The organism is Streptomyces sp. NPDC088554 (assembly GCF_044752945.1).
Classification (GTDB): Bacteria; Actinomycetota; Actinomycetes; order Streptomycetales; family Streptomycetaceae; genus Streptomyces.
On sequence record NZ_JBIVMF010000027.1, the window covers coordinates 64,242 to 80,091 of the forward strand.

Genomic DNA, 15,850 nt, shown 5'->3' on the forward strand with positions numbered 1-15,850 from the left:
GCGCGGAGGAGATGAGGGCGGACATGGCAGCCGGAACGATTCGCTACTGGGCCGCGGCCAAGGCCGCCGCGGGCGTCGCGGAAGAGCCGTACGCGGCGGAGAACCTGGCCGACGCGCTCGACGCCGTACGGGTGAGACACCCGGGCGAACTGGTCCGCGTACTCCAGCGGTGTTCGTTCCTCGTCGACGGAGACCCCGTGGGGACCCGTGGACATGAGACCGTACGGCTTGCCGAGGGCGGCACGGTCGAGGTGCTCCCGCCGTTCGCAGGAGGGTGAACCGCAGCACATGAGCAACGATCAGCAGTATCCGTACGGTCAGCAGGACGGCCGGTACGGCCAGGACAACAGCAACGGGCAGTACGGCGAGCAGCACGGGGCGCAGTACGGCCACCAGGCTTCCCAGGGCTGGACGGAGCCCCAGCAGCCCGCGCAGGGGCACCAGGCGGCCGGTGCCGCGCAGACGTGGGAGGGGCAGACCTGGGACACGCGGTACCAGCCGCACGTGGCGGGACCGGGGCAGGCCGCTCCCGAGTGGCAGGCCCCGGGGACGGTGGGACACGCCCAGGGACAGCCGCAGCGGTCCCCGGGGGCGGTGGCGGCCGCCGATACCGCCTATCTCCCGCCGCAGGGCGTGTACGGGCCGCCTGAGCCCCTCACGCCCCCTGAGCCCCAGCGGCCCGCGCCCCCCGCTCCCGTGGCGTCGCTCGACACCGGCGGCTACAGCGCGCCCACCACCCTGGGCAACACCCGGATGACCGACGCCCAGCGCGCCCGCGCCGAGGGCCGGTCGCCGATCATCCCGCCCGGCATCCAGCCCGCCGGGCTGACCGCCGCGCTCGGACTGCTGCTCGCGGGGGGCGCGGCCATCGGCCCGTACGCCCTGCTCGTACCGCTCGTACTGCTCCAGGCGGTCACGGCGGCCGGATGGTTCCGGTTGAACGGCATGTGGCCGGCCCGGCAGGGCATCGCGCTCGCCTTCCTCGGCGGGCTGGTCTCCGATGTCGCGCTGCTCGCGGCGGGCAGGGAGAACGCCCCCGCCGCGATCATCGGCACGCTCGGGGTGTGGGTGCTGCTCGTCGTCGTCCTCCAGCTGCGCAGCCACGCGAGCGCCGACGAGCGGATGGCGGGCCTGATGGCCGCCGTCGCCTCGGCCGCGCTCGCGATCATCGCCACCGGCCATCTCGCGGCGGCGTCGGACGCGGTGGTCGTGGGGGCCCTCGCGGTCGCGGCGGCGACGGTGGCGCGCGCGCTGCCGATGCCGCGGATCGTCTCCGTCGTGGTGGCGCTGCTGGCCTCGGTGGGCGCCGGGATCGCGGCGGGCGGGCTGACCGGCATGGGCGGCCAGGGCGCGCTGCTGGGGCTCGGCGCCGGGGTCTGCGCGCTGATCGGGCTGCGGGCGGCGAGCTACGACTACCCGTCCCGCTTCGTCCACATGACCGCCGGGGTGGCCCTGCCGCTGACGGCGGCCGCGCCCGCGGTGTACCTGCTGGGCCGCGCGCTGGCCTGACCGCGGCCCCGGCCGCCCGCGCCCGGCTCGAAACGAGTGGCCGGGAACCGTACGCCTCTGCCGGACGTCGATCATTCGGCACGAGGCGTCCCGGCAGGAGGCGCCCCGGCCGCCGACCGAACACCGCATGACCAGGCCGAACCACCCGGACCGGATGAACCGGACCGAACCACCCGGACCGACCGGACCGAACGATCAGGGGGACACCGAGCGATGCGTGCACTGCGAATTCTGCTGATCCTCGCCGTGGTCTTCGGCGGGCTGTTCGTCGCCGCCGACCGTGCCGCGGTCTACTTCGCCGAGGGGCAGGTCGCCGACCGGATCAAGTCGAGCCAGGCCCTCACCTCGGACCCCCGGGTCTCGATCAAGGGCTTCCCCTTCCTCACCCAGGTGCTGGGCTCCTCGCTGGACGAGGTCGACATCAGCCTCGGCGGCGTCAACGCCAGGGCGAACGGCCGCACGGTCCGGGTCACCGAGGTCCGGGCGGTGCTCAAGGACGTCACGATCGACAGCGGCTTCAGCTCGGCGACCGCCGCGCGGGCCGACGGCTCGGCCCGGATCTCGTACGCGGACCTCCAGCAGTCCGCGCCGAAGGGCGTGACCGTCTCCTACGCGGGCGCCGAGCGCGCGGCCAAGGGACAGGTCGAGCTGTCGGGCTCGGTGGGCGACGTGGCGGAGGGCGCGGGCATCTCCGTACCGGCGCCCTTCGACGCGCTGCTGGGCAACGAGAAGCTCTCGCTCTACAGCACGGTCTCGCTGGTGAACGGCGATACGGTACGGCTGAAGGCGGACTCCCTGCCGGACCTGCCGGTTCCGGGGATGGAGAGCCTGTTGCGGGACGCGGTGGACTACGACATGAAGATCGACGGGCTGCCCTCGACCGTCGAGCTCGACAAGGTCGCCTCCACCGAGGACGGACTCCTCTTCTCGGGGACGGGCACGAACATCTCGCTGACCAGCTAGAACGCTCGCCGCCTGGGCGGGGCGCCCCGCCCAGGGACGGGACTTCCTCGCGGTCCGTTCCCGGCCCGCTCGCATCCCCGCTCGTGTCTCGCATCATGGATGATCGCGTCTCGCGATATGACACAACGGTGACATCGCCACCGGGACGTACCTACGATCGGACCTATGAAGCGGCAGGCGGACCTCACGAAGCGGCGGGCAGTAGACCTGTGCCGCGTCGCCGCCATGCTCTGTCGCCCTGCCTGAGCGGGACGTTCGCGTTCCGTTTCCCCCGCGCCCTTCGAGCTTCCTCAGGGCCGCGATCCGCGGTTGCGTACCCGCATCCCGTATGCGTTCGCATCCGCACCCCCGCATCCGCGACACCGTCTCGAATCTCGCCGACACACTGCCCCGGAGGAGAAAAAGTATGAGCCGCAGCGACGTCCTGGTAGACGCCGACTGGGTCGAGGCCCACATCGCCGACCCGAAGGTGGTCATCGTCGAGGTCGACGAGGACACCTCGGCCTACGAGAAGAACCACATCACGAACGCCATCCGGATCGACTGGAAGAAGGACCTCCAGGACCCGGTCCGCCGTGACTTCGTCGACCAGGAGGGCTTCGAGAAGCTCCTGTCGGCCAAGGGCATCGCCAATGACGACACCGTCATCCTCTACGGCGGCAACAACAACTGGTTCGCTTCCTACGCCTACTGGTACTTCAAGCTGTACGGTCACGACTCCGTCAAGCTCCTCGACGGTGGCCGCAAGAAGTGGGAGCTGGACTCCCGCGACCTGGTCGAGGCCGTCCCGACACGTGAGACCACCTCGTACCGGGCCAAGCCGCAGAACACCTCGATCCGCGCCTTCCGGGACGACGCGGTCGCCGCGATCGGCACGCAGAACCTGGTCGACGTGCGCTCCCCCGACGAGTTCAGCGGCAAGCTGCTCGCCCCGGCGCACCTCCCGCAGGAGCAGTCGCAGCGCCCGGGTCACATCCCGACCGCGCGCAACATCCCCTGGTCCAAGAACGCCAACGACGACGGCACCTTCAAGTCGGACGACGAGCTGAAGCAGCTCTACGCCGACGAGCAGGTCGACCTGAGCAAGGACACCGTCGCGTACTGCCGCATCGGTGAGCGCTCGGCGCTCACCTGGTTCGTACTGCACGAGCTGCTCGGTGTGGACAACGTCAAGAACTACGACGGCTCGTGGACCGAGTACGGCTCGCTCGTCGGCGTGCCGATCGAGCTCGGCGCCAACAAGTAATTCGTTCCGACCCGGAGGACTGAACAGTATGTGTGGAGCACAGGCCGGCGGCCCCGACGCCTCGACGATCAAGCCCGGAGAGACCACCATCCAGGGTTCCGTGACCCGTAACGGCGAGCCCGTCACCGGTTACGTACGCCTGCTGGACTCGGCCGGCGAGTTCACCGCCGAGGTCCCGACCTCGGCGACCGGACAGTTCCGCTTCTACGCGGCCGAGGGTACGTGGACGCTGCGCGCGCTCGTCCCGGGTGCCACGGCGGACCGTACGGTCGTCGCGCAGACGGGTGGCCTCTCCGAGGTCGCCATCGCGGTCTGAGTTCCGCGCACACCGGATCTCGCCGGATCAACGGACGCCGTATCCACGGCTACGGACAACCGTCCGAAGGGCCGTACCCCAGGGGCTGGAAGCTCACCGGCAGGGGTACGGCCCTTCGCGCTCTCCGGGACAGCGGGTGCGCGACGTACGCTGAAGACATGTACGCGCGACGCCGTCGCGGCTATTTCCTGCTCATGGGCGGATGTCTGGTGCTTTTCGTCTCCGCCTGGGCGTTCGTGCGCATCTGGTCGGTTCCGGCCGCGATCGTGCTGTGTCTGATCGCGATGGTCATCCCGCCGATCGCCGCCTTCGTGGGCAACACGTGGGAGAAGGACGACCGCTGGTGGGACGAACCGCCCGAGGATCGCGCCGCACACGAGGCCCACGAGTCGGACGCGTGGCTGGACGAGCTGGAGCGCAGGAAACGCCGCTAGGGCCGGTGGTATCGCGCCAGTCGTATTGCCGCTGGGGCTCGGTAACGCGTGACGCGGTGCTCAGTAGACGAGCGCCTGGACGCCGTCCGCCATGATCTCGCTGACGAAGACCTGGGCCCCGGCGATCCGTACGCCCTCCATGACGTCCTTCTCCCCGATGCCGCGCCGGGCCGCGCACTGGGTGCACAGCGTGATCTGCCCGCCCTCCCTGATCGACTCCACGAGGTCCGGCAGCGGCGCCGAGTGCGGCAGCTCGAACTGGGCGGCCCGCCCCGGCAGCGCGAACCACGCGGACTCGCCCGTCAGCCACAGCGAGACCTCCACCCCACTGGCCACGGCGACCGCGGCCACGGTGAACGCCTGGGAGCAGCGCTCGGGGGAGTCGGCACCGGCGGTCACTTTGATCACAAGCTTCTTCGCGGATTGCATATGCCGGATCGTACACGGCTCTAAATAGCATGGAAAAGGCTATTTTTATAGTTGAAAACAAGTCGAATTGTCGGGCCGGAACTCGTTTGATGCGGGCACGGCTCTGTGTTTCGATGTTCGAGATTTTTTCGTATATCCAGGGGGATGGAAAAATGAAGAAGATGGTATCCGTCGCGGCGGCAACGGTGATGGCGGGAATGGGGGTCCTGGCCATGGGGGCGAACGCGAACGCGGTGGACGTCCGGCCGCTCTCCGCCACCGGCTGCACCGGTAACGCGGGATCCACCGATGGATCGGGCTCCGTCTGTATCACCGTCAAGGGGACGGGTCTGCGGGTCGACAGCGTGTCCCTGTCCAAGAAGTCCAACAACCGGGCCTGGAAGGACTACGCCAAGATCGACTTCACCGACGGCTCGGCGGGCTTCCAGAGCGCTACGCACAGCGTCGCCCGGACCGTCACCAAGACGGTCGGGTGGGACCCCCTTTCGAACGCCGAGAACAACAGCAAGGTCTGCGGTTACTGGCACGACTTCCCGGGCACCAAGGCGTGCGTGACCATTCACAAGTGATATCGGGATGAATGCGTGAAGTGATTCCGGGCGGGGTCGGCGTGACGCGGACTCCGCCCGGTCTGTTTGGTTCCCGCTCGATCGCCCGTCCGTTTTATTACGTGATGACCGGCGAGAAATTCCACACCACCCCCGGGCGATGTTGGCCTGATCTCGCACCCGGCCGGTCGGCCGGGGCGGGGCCGAATCGTGATCATCGGCGCTACAACCACCCCCGCCCGCTGTGAGTCTGCTGTGTGCGTGGGTAACGGAATCCGCGCCTCAGCTCAGCTCTTGTGGGGGATCCCATTTCCGCATCACAGTCGACACCCGTCCGAAGACGCGGCCGGACGGCCCTGCTGATCGCCGTGGCCGCCGTACTCGGCACCGTCGCGGGAACGGCCACGGGGTACGCGCTCCAGGCGGGCAGGCCGCCGACGCCGCTGCCTCCGCTCGCCCAGCCGGGGCTGGCGTACCCGGCGAAGTCCCTGCCCGAGGGGGAGGAGGCGGAGCCGCTCTCCGCCGAGGAGGACAGCCAGGTCAGGACCGATGGCGATCTGCGCAAGCTGCTGATCGGCCGGCCGGCCGGTGGGCGGGAGCTGGCGGTGCCCTGGCTCGACGGCAAGGGCTGGGTGCCGATCAGCTCCTACGCCTACTACCACTCCGACGACTACTCCTCGTTCTCCTCGGCGCTGGAGAAGGACATCCGCCGGGTCGCCGGCATGGCCTGGGAGGAGGGCGGCGACCGGCAGGGGAACATCGTCCTGGTCCAGTACCGCCCGAGTGTCAACGCGCAGGGCCCCGCCGAGATGGCCGTGCTGCCCGGACACATGCGCGACAGAGCGGGCAACTCCGGCCATCCCGTCGCGGGCACGGCCGAGGGCCGCTCCTACGTCTTCGAGCCCACTGCCGAGGCCGGTCGCCTGCCCTTCCGGGCGTACGCCACCGCGTACCGGGGCGATGTGCTCATCAAGGTCAACCTTTTCGACAGCGAGCCGATCAGCGAGAAGGACATCCGGACGCTGATCGAGCGCCAGTTGGAGCGCCTGTGAATGACGACGACCGTACGGCCCCGGCGCCCCGGACCCGTACGCCCCGGACCCGTACGCGCCGGCTCTTCGGGACCGTGCTGCCCGCGCTTCTCGTCAGTGGCGCCGTGGTCGGTGGGGCCGCGTTCATCAAGATCACGTCCGACGGGGCGGACCGGACCGTTCCGACCACGGTGTGGGCGGAGGCGGACGACGCCGAGCCGGCCAAGGACCCGGCCGGGCCCATCGGCAGGGGCCGCGCGGACACCGAGCTGACCAAGAAGCTGCTGCCGGTGCCGCCGGGCTACCAACTCGGCCCGGACATGGGCGAATACGGCAATGACGGTGAGCTGACCGGCAAGCAGGCGGTCGGGAGGATGAAGGAGGAGATCGGTGCCGGATACCCCGCCGCTGTACGCCGGGAGGCGCACCGGGAGATCGACCGCATGGGGATCCAGGGGCTCGCGCTCCGCAAGTACCGCTTGAAGGGCGGCAACGGGCAGGGGTCCCTCTACGCCGAGGTCTCCCTCATCGCGCTCAAGGACCGCGAGGCCGCGCGCCGCTGGTACGCGGTGGCGTCCCAGCCGGGCGAAGGCGCGCGCAAGGGGCCGGTGATCGAGGGCAGGAAGCACTCCTCCTGCTCGCTGGAGCCCGAGACCGAGATGGCGGACATCGAGTCGATGAGCTGTGTGGCGTACGAGGGCGACGTCGCCGTCGTCGTGGTCGCGCAGGGCGCGAAACCGATCAACCGGTTCACCTTCGTCGAGCTGGTGAAGGACCAGCTCGACCACATCGCTTCCCCGGGGACGTACATATGAGTGAGCAGGCCGTTTCTCCGGCGGCGGCAGCAGCCGAACCCGCCCCGGCCCCCGGATCCGCCCCGGCCCCCGCTCCCCGGCCGCCCCGGCGTGTCCTGCGCGCGGTCGGCCGCTGGGCCGTCGCCGGAGCTGTCTTCGCCGGGCTCGGCACCGGCGTGGCGTACGGCGTCAACGGGATGGAGCGCACCGACGTCCCCGGGCTCTCGACGCGCGGCGACGGGCGCTGGGACTACCCACGGCTCTCCCTGCCCGCCCTCCCGGCCGGCTCTCCGCGCCCCTTCAACCCGGACAACGCGGGCGAGATCCACCACGCCGATCTCCGGGCGCTGCTGCTCGGAGCTCCGGCGGGGGCCACGCCCGACCGGAAGCTGACCGGTGGCTGGGTGAGCACGGAGCGGTACGTGTCCGAGTACGCCGCCGAACAGCGCGGGGACCTCACGACGCTGCTGCGCGACTACGCCGTACGGCACATCGCCGCCCGGGGCTGGACCATGCCGGACGGCACCGTCTCCAAGGTCTACCTGCTGCGGTTCCCGTCGTCCGGTCTCGCGGTCGGTTTCAAGCACGACGCGCTGGCCCTCGGAAGCGGCGCGGGCGCGTCACTGGCCACCGCGCCCGGGACCGACCTCGACGAGTCGTGGCCGGACGCGCCGCCCGGCGCGGAGCTGTTCGTGAGCACCAACGTCTACGTCGAGTCCGAGCCGTACGGCGCGACGCGGGCCCGGTACGCGTACGTCGCCGCGGGGGACACCCTCGGGCTGATCGTGCACGAGCGGAAGGGCTCGGCCCCGGCCGTTCCCTTCCACCAGACGGTGGTGCTCCAGAGCCAGCTGCTCGGCTGAGTCCGGCCGGCCGCCCCGCCGACCGGTGGGGCGGTCGGCGGGGCGTCGGCGGGCGGTCGGCGGGGGCAGCCGTCGGCGGTCCGGTACGCCCATGGCGTACCTCACCGAGAGAGCCGGGCGTCCACCCATTAGGCTGGGGCCCGGCTCTTGCCGCCCGTACCGCTCGTAGCGCTCATCCGAGGAGCACCCCGTGCTTGAGATTTTCTTCTCCACCCTGCTGGTCCTCGTCTGTGTCGGTGTGCTCGCCTTCAGCGGGCTGGCCGTGAAGAAGCTGTACCAGGGCCAGCGCTAGTCGTCCCGTACCCGACTCGCTCCGTACCCGCCCGGTACCCGCCCCCGTACTCGCTCCTACAGATCGTCTGAGCCGCTCATGATCGAGATCCCGTCCGACCTGCACCCGGACCTTGTCCCCCTCGTCTTCCTCCTCGGCGACTGGGAAGGCGTCGGCGTCTTCGACTTCCCCGGTGAGGAGAAGGCCAACTTCGGCCAGGAAGTCAGCTTCAGCCACGACGGCCGGGACTTCATCGAGTACACCTCGCACACCTGGGCGCTCGACGACGAGGGCAAGAAGATCAGGCCGATCGAGTCCGAGGCCGGGTTCTGGCGGATCGACAAGGACCGCAAGGTCGAGGTCGTGATGGTCCGGGACCAGGGTGTCGTCGAGGTCTGGTACGGGGATCTGGGCGCCCAGAAGCCGCAGATCGACCTGGTGACCGACGCGGTGGCGCGTACGGCGGCGTCCGGTCCGTACAGTGGCGGCAAGCGGCTGTACGGATATGTGAAGGGTGATCTGATGTGGGTGGGCGAGAAGTCCACCCCCGAGGTCACGCTGCGGCCGTACATGTCGGCTCATCTGAAGAAGGTCGTCTCCCCGGAGCAGGTCGCGGAGTGGGCCAAGGACCTCGGTGACCTTCCGGACGACGGGATCGCCTTCTTCCGGTAGACCCGGTAGACCGGTGGGCGGGTTTTCCGGCTTCCGCGTTTGGGCCGTCTACGTCTGGTAGACGGCCTTTGCGTCATGTCCTGCCTAGACTGGGGGCGTGGTGAGCATCGACTGGAAGAGCGACCTGCGGCAGCGCGGTTACCGGCTGACCCCTCAGCGACAGCTTGTCCTCGAAGCCGTCGACTCGCTGGAACACGCGACGCCGGACGACATCCTCGTCGAGGTGCGCAGAACCGCCTCCGGGGTGAACATCTCCACCGTCTACCGGACACTGGAGCTGCTGGAGGAGCTGGGGCTCGTCTCGCACGCGCATCTGGGCCACGGTTCGCCCACGTACCACCTCGCCGACCGGCACCACCACATTCATATGGTCTGCCGGGACTGCGGGAACGTGATCGAGGTCGACACCGCCGTCACCGCCGAGTTCACCGCCAAGCTGCGCGAGGAGTTCGGCTTCACGACCGATATGAAGCACTTCGCGATCTTCGGGCGCTGCCGGAGCTGCACCGAGGCCGCCGGGGACGGGGCCGGGGGTAAAGCGGAGGCCGATACTGGTACCGGCCTTGGTACCGAGGATGTCGCTCCGATGTCGTAGCCAGGTCGTACGCTGAACCGTATGCAGCTACATTCAACGACCAGCCCTCTCCTGGCCCTGCCCGGAGCCGTCGCCGCCGAGGGCCAGGACGAAGGCGTCGCCGCGCACTACGGCGACCTCTTCCGGGAACAGCGCGCACTCGCCGGTGGCACTGGCCTGGTCGACCTCTCGCACCGCGGTGTCGTCACCGTCAGCGGCGACGACCGGCTGAGCTGGCTGCATCTGCTGCTCACCCAGCACGTCAGCGAGCTGCCCGTGGGCCGCGCGACCGAGGCGCTGGTCCTCTCCGCGAACGGCCACGTCGAGCACGCGCTGTACCTCGTGGACGACGGCGAGACGGTCTGGGTGCACGTCGAGCCGGGTACGCGGGAGGCGCTCGTCGCCTATCTGGAGTCGATGAAGTTCTTCTACCGGGTCGAGGTCGCCGACCGTACGGACGACTTCGCCGTCGTCCACCTCCCGGCGGGCTCCATCGCGGAGGTGCCCGGGGGCGCGGTCGTACGGGAGGTTCCGTACGGCAGGGACGTCTTCCTGCCCCGGGCCGAGCTGGCGGCGTACGCCGCGGCGAACGGCCCGGTGGCCGGGATCCTCGCGTACGAGGCGCTGCGCGTCGAGGGCCACCGGCCGCGCCTCGGCTTCGAGACCGACCACCGCACCATCCCGCACGAGCTGGGCTGGATCGGCGGCGCGGTCCACCTGGAGAAGGGCTGTTACCGGGGCCAGGAGACCGTCGCCCGCGTGCAGAACCTGGGGAAGCCGCCGCGCCGGCTGGTCTTCCTGCACCTGGACGGCAGCGATGTGCACCTGCCGGGCCACGGCACGCCGATCAGGCTCGCCGACGACGGCCCCGAGGGCCGCCAGCTCGGCTTCGTCACCACCTCGGCCCGCCACCACGAGCTGGGGCCGATCGCGCTCGCGCTGGTCAAGCGCAACGTGCCGGTGGACGCGCGGCTGATGGCGGGGGACACGGCGGCGGCGCAGGAGGTCGTTGTCGAGCCGTAGAGGCTTGCGGGGGCCGGTTGCCGGCTCACATGTCCAGGATCACCGTGAACGGGCCGTGGTTCGTGAGCGAGACGCGCATGTCCGCTCCGAACCGGCCCGTCTCCACCTTCGCGCCCAGTTCCCGCAGCTGGTCCACCACCTTGTCGACCAGTGGCTCGGCCACCGGACCGGGCGCGGCGGCGTTCCAGGTGGGGCGGCGGCCCTTGCGGGCGTCCCCGTAGAGGGTGAACTGCGAAATCACCAGGAGCGGGGCGTTCACCTCCGAACAGGACTTCTCGCCCTCCAGTATCCGTATCGACCAGAGCTTGCGCGCGAGTCGCTCCGCCTGCTCCGGTGTGTCCTCGTGGGCGACTCCCACCAGCACACACAGCCCTTCGCCGGCGAACTCGCCGACTGTTTCGGTCCCGGATTCCGTCACCACGACGACGCTCGCGCCGTCGACTCTCTGCACCACTGCTCGCATACCGACCAACCTAGCGGGGGCCGAACGGGTGCAGAGCCCCCGCACGGGCGGTGGCAGGAGTGGCACGATGCACGGAGGCGGTGCGGGCATGGTGCGCACCGGTCCAGGGATGGGGTTCCACGGTGGGGACGGGGCCGCCCCAGCGGAGCGAGGGGAAGTACGCGCGATGAGCACATCTGGCGCCGGGCAGCCGCCCGGTCCCGTACCGGCGACCCGTACGACACGGGGCACCGGCAGCGGGGCTGTTGGCGGTGGTACGGGTGGTACGGATCCGGGAGGCGCTGCCGCAGCGGCTGCCGGGGGGCGTCCGCCCGTACAGCGGACCGGCGGCGAGCCGGCCCTGCCCGCGCCGCGTCCGTACGACTTCGGGGTGCTGCACCTGCCCGAACTGCGCGCGCTGCGCCGGGAATCGCGGCGGGACGAGGCCGATCTCAGCTATCTGCGGCGGCTGTTCCAGGGGCGCATCGACATTCTGCGGGCCGAGCTGGCGCGCCGTACCGCCCCCGAGACGCCGGTGGTCGACCGGCTCTCCGAGATCCTCACCGACATCCCGTCGCGGCACCGCTCCTCCGCCCGCCATGTCACGCTCTCCACGCCGCGAGGCGAGGAGTACCGCGCGCTGGCCGCCGAGACGCTCGCGGAGGTGGAGCTGTCGGACCTGGCGGCCCGTACGGACGAGGAGTTGCACACGGCGATGGGGCGGCTCGTCCGTAACGAGCGGCAACTCTCGCGTCGGCGGTATCAGTTGCAGCGTACGGTCGATGATTGCAGTGCCGAGATCGCGCGCAGGTACCGTGAGGGCGAGGCGCAAGTGGACGACTTGCTGACCTGACCCGTCCCGCCCGCGGAAGGCCGATGATGACCTCCATTACCCACGCCATAACGCCGCCCCAGCCGCCGGTCCTCGCCGAGGTCGTACGGTCGGGCTTCGTGGAGGGGCGGCATCGAGGGACGCTGGTGCTGCTCGCGGCGGACGGCGGGGTGGAACTGGAGCTGGGCGACGCCGAGGCGCCGGTCTTTCCGCGCTCCAGCAACAAGCCGATGCAGGCGGCGGCCGTGCTGCGGGCCGGGCTCGATCTGTCGGGGGAGCGGCTGGCGCTGGCGGCGGCGAGCCATTCCGGTGAGGCGTTCCAGCTGGATCTGGTCCGGACGATGCTCTCCGAACACGGGCTGACGGTTGACGATCTGCGGACCCCGCCGGACCTCCCGCTGGACCCGGTCGAGGCGGAGGCGTATCTCGCGGCGGGCGGGGTACGGGAGCGGATCACGATGAACTGCTCGGGCAAGCACACGGCGATGCTGGCGGCCTGCGACCTGAACGGCTGGCCCAGGGACAGCTATCTGGACCCGGCCCATCCGCTCCAGAAGCTGGTCAGGATGGTGATCGAGGAGGCCGCGGGCGAGCGGGTCCCGGCGGTCGGGGTCGACGGCTGCGGCGCCCCGCTGATGGCGCTCAGCCTCACCGGTCTCGCCCGCGCCTTCCGCCACTTCGTGCTCGCCGCGCCGGGCACGGCCGAGCGACGGGTGGCGGACGCGATGCGCGCGCATCCGGAGTACGTCGCGGGGACGCGCCGCTCCGACACCTGGCTGATGCGCGAGATGCCGGGCACGCTCTCCAAGATGGGCGCGGAGGCGGTCCAGGCGGTGGCCCTGCCGGACGGGCGCGCGCTGGCCTTCAAGATCGACGACGGTGGCGGGCGGGCGCTGGGTCCGGTGCTCGCCCGGGCGCTCCAGCTGCTGGGGGTCGAGGCCGAGGTGCTGGGGCGGATCGGACGGACGCCGCTGCTGGGCGGCGGCGAGGTGGTGGGGGCGGTGCGGGCGGCGTTCTGAGGCTGGGGGCGGCTCTTTCTGTACGGGGGCGGGGCGGGGCGGGGCGGTGCGGGGGCGCGTGGCGGTGGCGCGCGGCGGTGGCGCATGGCGGTGCGGGGCGGGGGCGCGTGGCGTGGCGGTGCGTGGCGGTGCGGGGGCGCGTGGCGTGGCGGTGCGGGGGCGCGTGGCGGTGCGTTGCGGCGGTGCGTGGCGGTGCGTGGGCGTGTGGCGGGGCGGTGCGGTGGCGCGTGGCGGGCACCACCGGTGAAGTTGTACGTCCTCAACGGCTCCGAGGTCCTGTTCGAGTACGGCACGGTGGGCGGCGGCGCCGGGGGTGACGCGCCGCCGTTGTCGGTCTCCGGCCCGGGCGGGACGAGGAAGGAACGGGACCCCGTCCTTGTGGCGCAGTCCCAGGGGTGGTTCGACGCGCTCCGGTCACTGGCCGGTGGCCATCAGCAGGGTCAGGACCACGGCTCCGACACAGCCGAAGGTCGCGTTGCGGGCCCGGATTCCGATGGAGAGCAGCAGCAGGCCCACGAAGCCCATCGGACCGAAGCGGAGTTGGACGAGTGCTTCGAGGCCGATGGAGAAGACGGAGGCGAGAAGTACCAGCAGAGGCATGGCGGTGAGTCCTTCGGGGCTGGTGGCCGATGGCTGGTGGCCAGTGGCCGGGGCCGGTGGGTCAGGCACCTGGGGGGATGAGCAGGAGGGCCAGGACGACCGCGCCCGCGCACGCGGATCCGTGACGTCGTGCGGTGGCTCCCCGCGCGAGCAGGGCCAGGCCCACGAGCCCCATGGCGCCGTACGGCCAGCCGAGCAACGCGTGTACTCCCAGGGCGAATACGTCGGCGGTGAAGGCGATCAGTTCCATCGGTTCATCAGCTCCATCGGGTCCATCGGGTCCATCAGCTCCAGCGGGTCCATCGGGTCCATCAGCTCCAGCGGTTCCAGCGGTTCCGTCTGCTCAGGTGGCTCCGTTTGTTCCATCGGCTTCGTCTGCTTCAGCCGCTTCATCTGTTCAGTGCCTTTCGAGGGCGCCGGGTAGGGTGCCCGGCGTGACCGACTCCGTACATGTGCGTGAACTGCTCTCCGCTGCCCGGTGTGTGCTGTTCGACTTCGACGGGCCGGTCGCCAGGCTGTATGCCGGGCATCCGGCAGCCGAGGTGGCGGACCGGCTGCGGTCGAGGCTGGGGCCGCAGCCGGGGCGGGGTCCGGGGGCGGGGCTGTCGGCCGGGATGGTGTCCACCCGGGATCCGTTCGTCCTGCTGAGAGGCTTCGCCGAGCTGGAAGCGGCGCTTACCGCCGAGGAGTTGACCGCGGCGCGCTCGGCCAAGCCGACCTTGGGCGCGGCTCCGCTGATCCGACGGCTGGTCGCGCTCGACCGTCGGCTCGCGGTGACGACCAACAACTCGGCCGAGGCGGCCCGCCGGTATCTGGAGGACCGGGGGCTGATTCGCTGCTTCGGCAGACATATTTACGGCCGCACGGCGGATGTGACCCTGCTCAAGCCCCATCCCGACTCCCTGCTGCGGGCGTTGGACGGGCTCGGGGCGTCGGCCTCGGAGGCTCTGATGATCGGCGACGGGGCATCCGACGCGAAGGCGGCGGCCCACGCCGGGGTGGCCTTTCTCGGGTACGCGAGGAACGGGCGGAAACTCGCCGAGCTGCGGGGAGCGGGTGTTCCGGACCGGGCGATCGTCAAAAGCCTGGCGGAGATCCTGTCCAGTGCGCGGGCGTTGGCGCCGTACTGAATCGGTCATCTTTCACCCCTGTCACAGCGGCATCGCGGATGGAATTGGACTGGTTGACTGCTTATTTGTAAGTAAGGCAGACCGAGTTGACTGATCGGCAGTCCAATTGCCAAAGTTGGCCGAAAGATGGGCCTTGTCGACCGTCAAGTTGTACGGTTTGCCCATGGCCACTGATCGCCCGGGCGCCGACAGGCGCGAGACACCGAAGGCGGGCACGCGTTGGGCGGAGATCGCTGACGTACTGCGCTCGCGCATCAACGACAACACGTATGAGCGGGGGCGCAACCTCCCCACCCAGCAGAGACTCGCGGAAGAGTTCGGGGTGTCCAGGGAGACCGTGGTCAGGGCGCTGAAGGCGCTGAAGAGCGAGGGCTGGATCGAGACACTCCAGGGCTCGGGGACCAAAGTGGCGCAGGAGCCGCAGGAGGCCGTGGTCCGGAGCCGGCGGATCCATATGGCCGCTCCCGAGAGCGGCCGGCCCGTGGGGCTGGGGGAGTTGATCGCCAAGGCGTTCCGGTCGGCCCGGGATGTCACCCTCGACGCCTACTCGCTGACCACGGAGTCCCTGGCACACCACCTCGCGGTCCAGCTGGACGCGGTGGAGCGCGGTGAGGTGCGGCCGGACAGCATCACCCTGCGGCTGCTCGTCCCCTCGCAGGAGTTCCGGCCGGCGTATCCGGCGGCGGTGCCGGAGCCGGGGGCGCCGCTGGATCCGGCGGAGGACCGGCCGTACCAGCGCTGGATGAACATGGCCAACGTCCATATCGACGGTCTGCGGACCAGGCTGGAGACGCTCGTGGCGGAGCCGGCGGTGACGACCGCGTTCCGGCTGTCGGTCCGGCAGGTCCCGCTGACGCCGACGAACAAGATCTATATCTTCAACGGCGAATCCTCGCTGTCCGGGCTGTATCACGTCACCCGCCGGGACATGATCCTCGATGACGGCTCGACGGTCGACGCACTCGATGTTCTCGGCCGGCTCTCCACCCTTTTCCATCACAGGAAAACCGACGATCCGAAGGCCGAAGGCTCTCTTCAGGTCGCCGAACTCGGGGCCTGGTTCGAATCCGTCTGGACCCATCTCGGTGTGACCCAGGTGGAATGGCCCCCACGTGAGACCTGACGATCGGATATATTTCCTGTCTTCCATGACT

General features: G+C 70.3%; 23 protein-coding genes. 18 read left to right on the forward strand and 5 right to left on the reverse strand.

Annotated elements, in window-relative coordinates:
- The first annotated feature begins 23 nt into the window (after positions 1-23).
- The 7 genes from ACIP8W_RS26690 to ACIP8W_RS26720 all read left to right on the forward strand — a co-directional run bounded on the left by ACIP8W_RS26690 (position 24) and on the right by ACIP8W_RS26720 (position 4,468).
- Positions 24-278, forward strand: coding sequence for a MoaD/ThiS family protein (locus ACIP8W_RS26690; protein ID WP_401955393.1), 255 nt, complete (start codon positions 24-26; stop codon positions 276-278).
- Positions 279-288: 10 nt separating this feature from the next.
- Positions 289-1,509 (forward strand): hypothetical protein, encoded by a 1,221-nt coding sequence (locus tag ACIP8W_RS26695; protein ID WP_402204920.1) that lies wholly within the window; start codon positions 289-291, stop codon positions 1,507-1,509.
- 213 nt (positions 1,510-1,722) lie between these two features.
- Positions 1,723-2,472, forward strand: coding sequence for a DUF2993 domain-containing protein (locus ACIP8W_RS26700; RefSeq protein WP_401955395.1), 750 nt, complete (start codon positions 1,723-1,725; stop codon positions 2,470-2,472).
- A gap of 165 nt (positions 2,473-2,637) precedes the next feature.
- A complete protein-coding gene (locus ACIP8W_RS26705) occupies positions 2,638-2,718 on the forward strand; it encodes an Ms5788A family Cys-rich leader peptide (RefSeq protein ID WP_401955523.1) in 81 nt (26 codons plus the stop codon).
- A 160-nt stretch (positions 2,719-2,878) separates the two neighbouring features.
- Positions 2,879-3,718, forward strand: coding sequence for a sulfurtransferase (locus tag ACIP8W_RS26710; protein ID WP_402204922.1), 840 nt, complete (start codon positions 2,879-2,881; stop codon positions 3,716-3,718).
- 28 nt (positions 3,719-3,746) lie between these two features.
- A complete protein-coding gene (locus ACIP8W_RS26715; RefSeq protein WP_402204924.1) occupies positions 3,747-4,034 on the forward strand; it encodes a DUF1416 domain-containing protein in 288 nt (95 codons plus the stop codon).
- A gap of 158 nt (positions 4,035-4,192) precedes the next feature.
- Positions 4,193-4,468, forward strand: coding sequence for a DUF3099 domain-containing protein (locus ACIP8W_RS26720; RefSeq protein WP_401955398.1), 276 nt, complete (start codon positions 4,193-4,195; stop codon positions 4,466-4,468).
- Positions 4,469-4,528: 60 nt separating this feature from the next.
- Here the strand turns inward: ACIP8W_RS26720 and ACIP8W_RS26725 are convergent, their stop codons facing one another.
- Entirely contained in the window at positions 4,529-4,897 is a 369-nt protein-coding gene (locus ACIP8W_RS26725; protein ID WP_401955399.1) for a DsrE family protein, read from the reverse strand.
- Between the two features lie 152 nt (positions 4,898-5,049).
- Here ACIP8W_RS26725 and ACIP8W_RS26730 point away from each other — a divergent pair, with 152 nt between their 5' ends.
- The 7 genes from ACIP8W_RS26730 (at position 5,050) to ACIP8W_RS26760 (ending at position 10,673) form a co-directional block, all read left to right on the forward strand.
- Entirely contained in the window at positions 5,050-5,466 is a 417-nt protein-coding gene (locus ACIP8W_RS26730; RefSeq protein ID WP_402151001.1) for a hypothetical protein, read from the forward strand.
- A gap of 347 nt (positions 5,467-5,813) precedes the next feature.
- On the forward strand, positions 5,814-6,497 hold the full coding sequence (locus ACIP8W_RS26735) for a hypothetical protein (protein ID WP_402204927.1): 684 nt from the start codon (positions 5,814-5,816) through the stop codon (positions 6,495-6,497).
- A complete protein-coding gene (locus tag ACIP8W_RS26740; RefSeq protein WP_402204928.1) occupies positions 6,494-7,291 on the forward strand; it encodes a hypothetical protein in 798 nt (265 codons plus the stop codon). Before ACIP8W_RS26735 ends, ACIP8W_RS26740 begins: the two co-directional genes overlap by 4 nt.
- Positions 7,288-8,133, forward strand: coding sequence for a hypothetical protein (locus tag ACIP8W_RS26745; RefSeq protein ID WP_401955403.1), 846 nt, complete (start codon positions 7,288-7,290; stop codon positions 8,131-8,133). The genes ACIP8W_RS26740 and ACIP8W_RS26745 overlap by 4 nt, the downstream gene beginning before the upstream one ends.
- Positions 8,134-8,503: 370 nt before the next feature.
- Positions 8,504-9,076, forward strand: coding sequence for an FABP family protein (locus tag ACIP8W_RS26750; RefSeq protein ID WP_401955404.1), 573 nt, complete (start codon positions 8,504-8,506; stop codon positions 9,074-9,076).
- A gap of 97 nt (positions 9,077-9,173) precedes the next feature.
- A complete protein-coding gene (locus tag ACIP8W_RS26755) occupies positions 9,174-9,671 on the forward strand; it encodes a Fur family transcriptional regulator (RefSeq protein WP_401955405.1) in 498 nt (165 codons plus the stop codon).
- Positions 9,672-9,692: 21 nt separating this feature from the next.
- Positions 9,693-10,673 (forward strand): YgfZ/GcvT domain-containing protein, encoded by a 981-nt coding sequence (locus ACIP8W_RS26760; protein ID WP_401955406.1) that lies wholly within the window; start codon positions 9,693-9,695, stop codon positions 10,671-10,673.
- A gap of 25 nt (positions 10,674-10,698) precedes the next feature.
- Here the strand turns inward: ACIP8W_RS26760 and dtd are convergent, their stop codons facing one another.
- Positions 10,699-11,136 carry a D-aminoacyl-tRNA deacylase gene (dtd, locus tag ACIP8W_RS26765; protein WP_401955407.1) on the reverse strand — a complete coding sequence of 146 codons (438 nt, stop codon included), beginning with the start codon at positions 11,134-11,136 and terminating at the stop codon, positions 10,699-10,701.
- 166 nt (positions 11,137-11,302) lie between these two features.
- Between dtd and ACIP8W_RS26770 the strand changes: the two genes are divergently transcribed.
- On the forward strand, positions 11,303-11,968 hold the full coding sequence (locus tag ACIP8W_RS26770; protein WP_401955408.1) for an ABC transporter substrate-binding protein: 666 nt from the start codon (positions 11,303-11,305) through the stop codon (positions 11,966-11,968).
- Between the two features lie 23 nt (positions 11,969-11,991).
- Positions 11,992-12,966: an asparaginase gene (locus ACIP8W_RS26775; protein WP_402154638.1), complete on the forward strand. Its 975-nt coding sequence runs from the start codon at positions 11,992-11,994 to the stop codon at positions 12,964-12,966.
- Between the two features lie 414 nt (positions 12,967-13,380).
- Here ACIP8W_RS26775 and ACIP8W_RS26780 read toward each other — a convergent pair whose 3' ends face one another.
- From ACIP8W_RS26780 to ACIP8W_RS26790, 3 genes are all read right to left on the reverse strand, one after another.
- Positions 13,381-13,566: a hypothetical protein gene (locus tag ACIP8W_RS26780; protein ID WP_401955410.1), complete on the reverse strand. Its 186-nt coding sequence runs from the start codon at positions 13,564-13,566 to the stop codon at positions 13,381-13,383.
- Between the two features lie 61 nt (positions 13,567-13,627).
- Positions 13,628-13,816 (reverse strand): hypothetical protein, encoded by a 189-nt coding sequence (locus tag ACIP8W_RS26785; protein WP_401955411.1) that lies wholly within the window; start codon positions 13,814-13,816, stop codon positions 13,628-13,630.
- Positions 13,807-13,959 (reverse strand): hypothetical protein, encoded by a 153-nt coding sequence (locus ACIP8W_RS26790; RefSeq protein WP_402204931.1) that lies wholly within the window; start codon positions 13,957-13,959, stop codon positions 13,807-13,809. The genes ACIP8W_RS26785 and ACIP8W_RS26790 overlap by 10 nt, the downstream gene beginning before the upstream one ends.
- Before the next feature lie 41 nt (positions 13,960-14,000).
- Between ACIP8W_RS26790 and ACIP8W_RS26795 the strand changes: the two genes are divergently transcribed.
- Together ACIP8W_RS26795 and ACIP8W_RS26800 are read left to right on the forward strand one after the other, a co-directional pair.
- Positions 14,001-14,696 carry an HAD family hydrolase gene (locus ACIP8W_RS26795; protein ID WP_401955413.1) on the forward strand — a complete coding sequence of 232 codons (696 nt, stop codon included), beginning with the start codon at positions 14,001-14,003 and terminating at the stop codon, positions 14,694-14,696.
- Positions 14,697-14,859: 163 nt separating this feature from the next.
- The gene (locus tag ACIP8W_RS26800; RefSeq protein ID WP_401955414.1) at positions 14,860-15,819 is read left to right on the forward strand and encodes a GntR family transcriptional regulator; all 960 of its coding nucleotides are present in this window, start codon (positions 14,860-14,862) and stop codon (positions 15,817-15,819) included.
- Positions 15,820-15,850 lie beyond the last annotated feature (31 nt).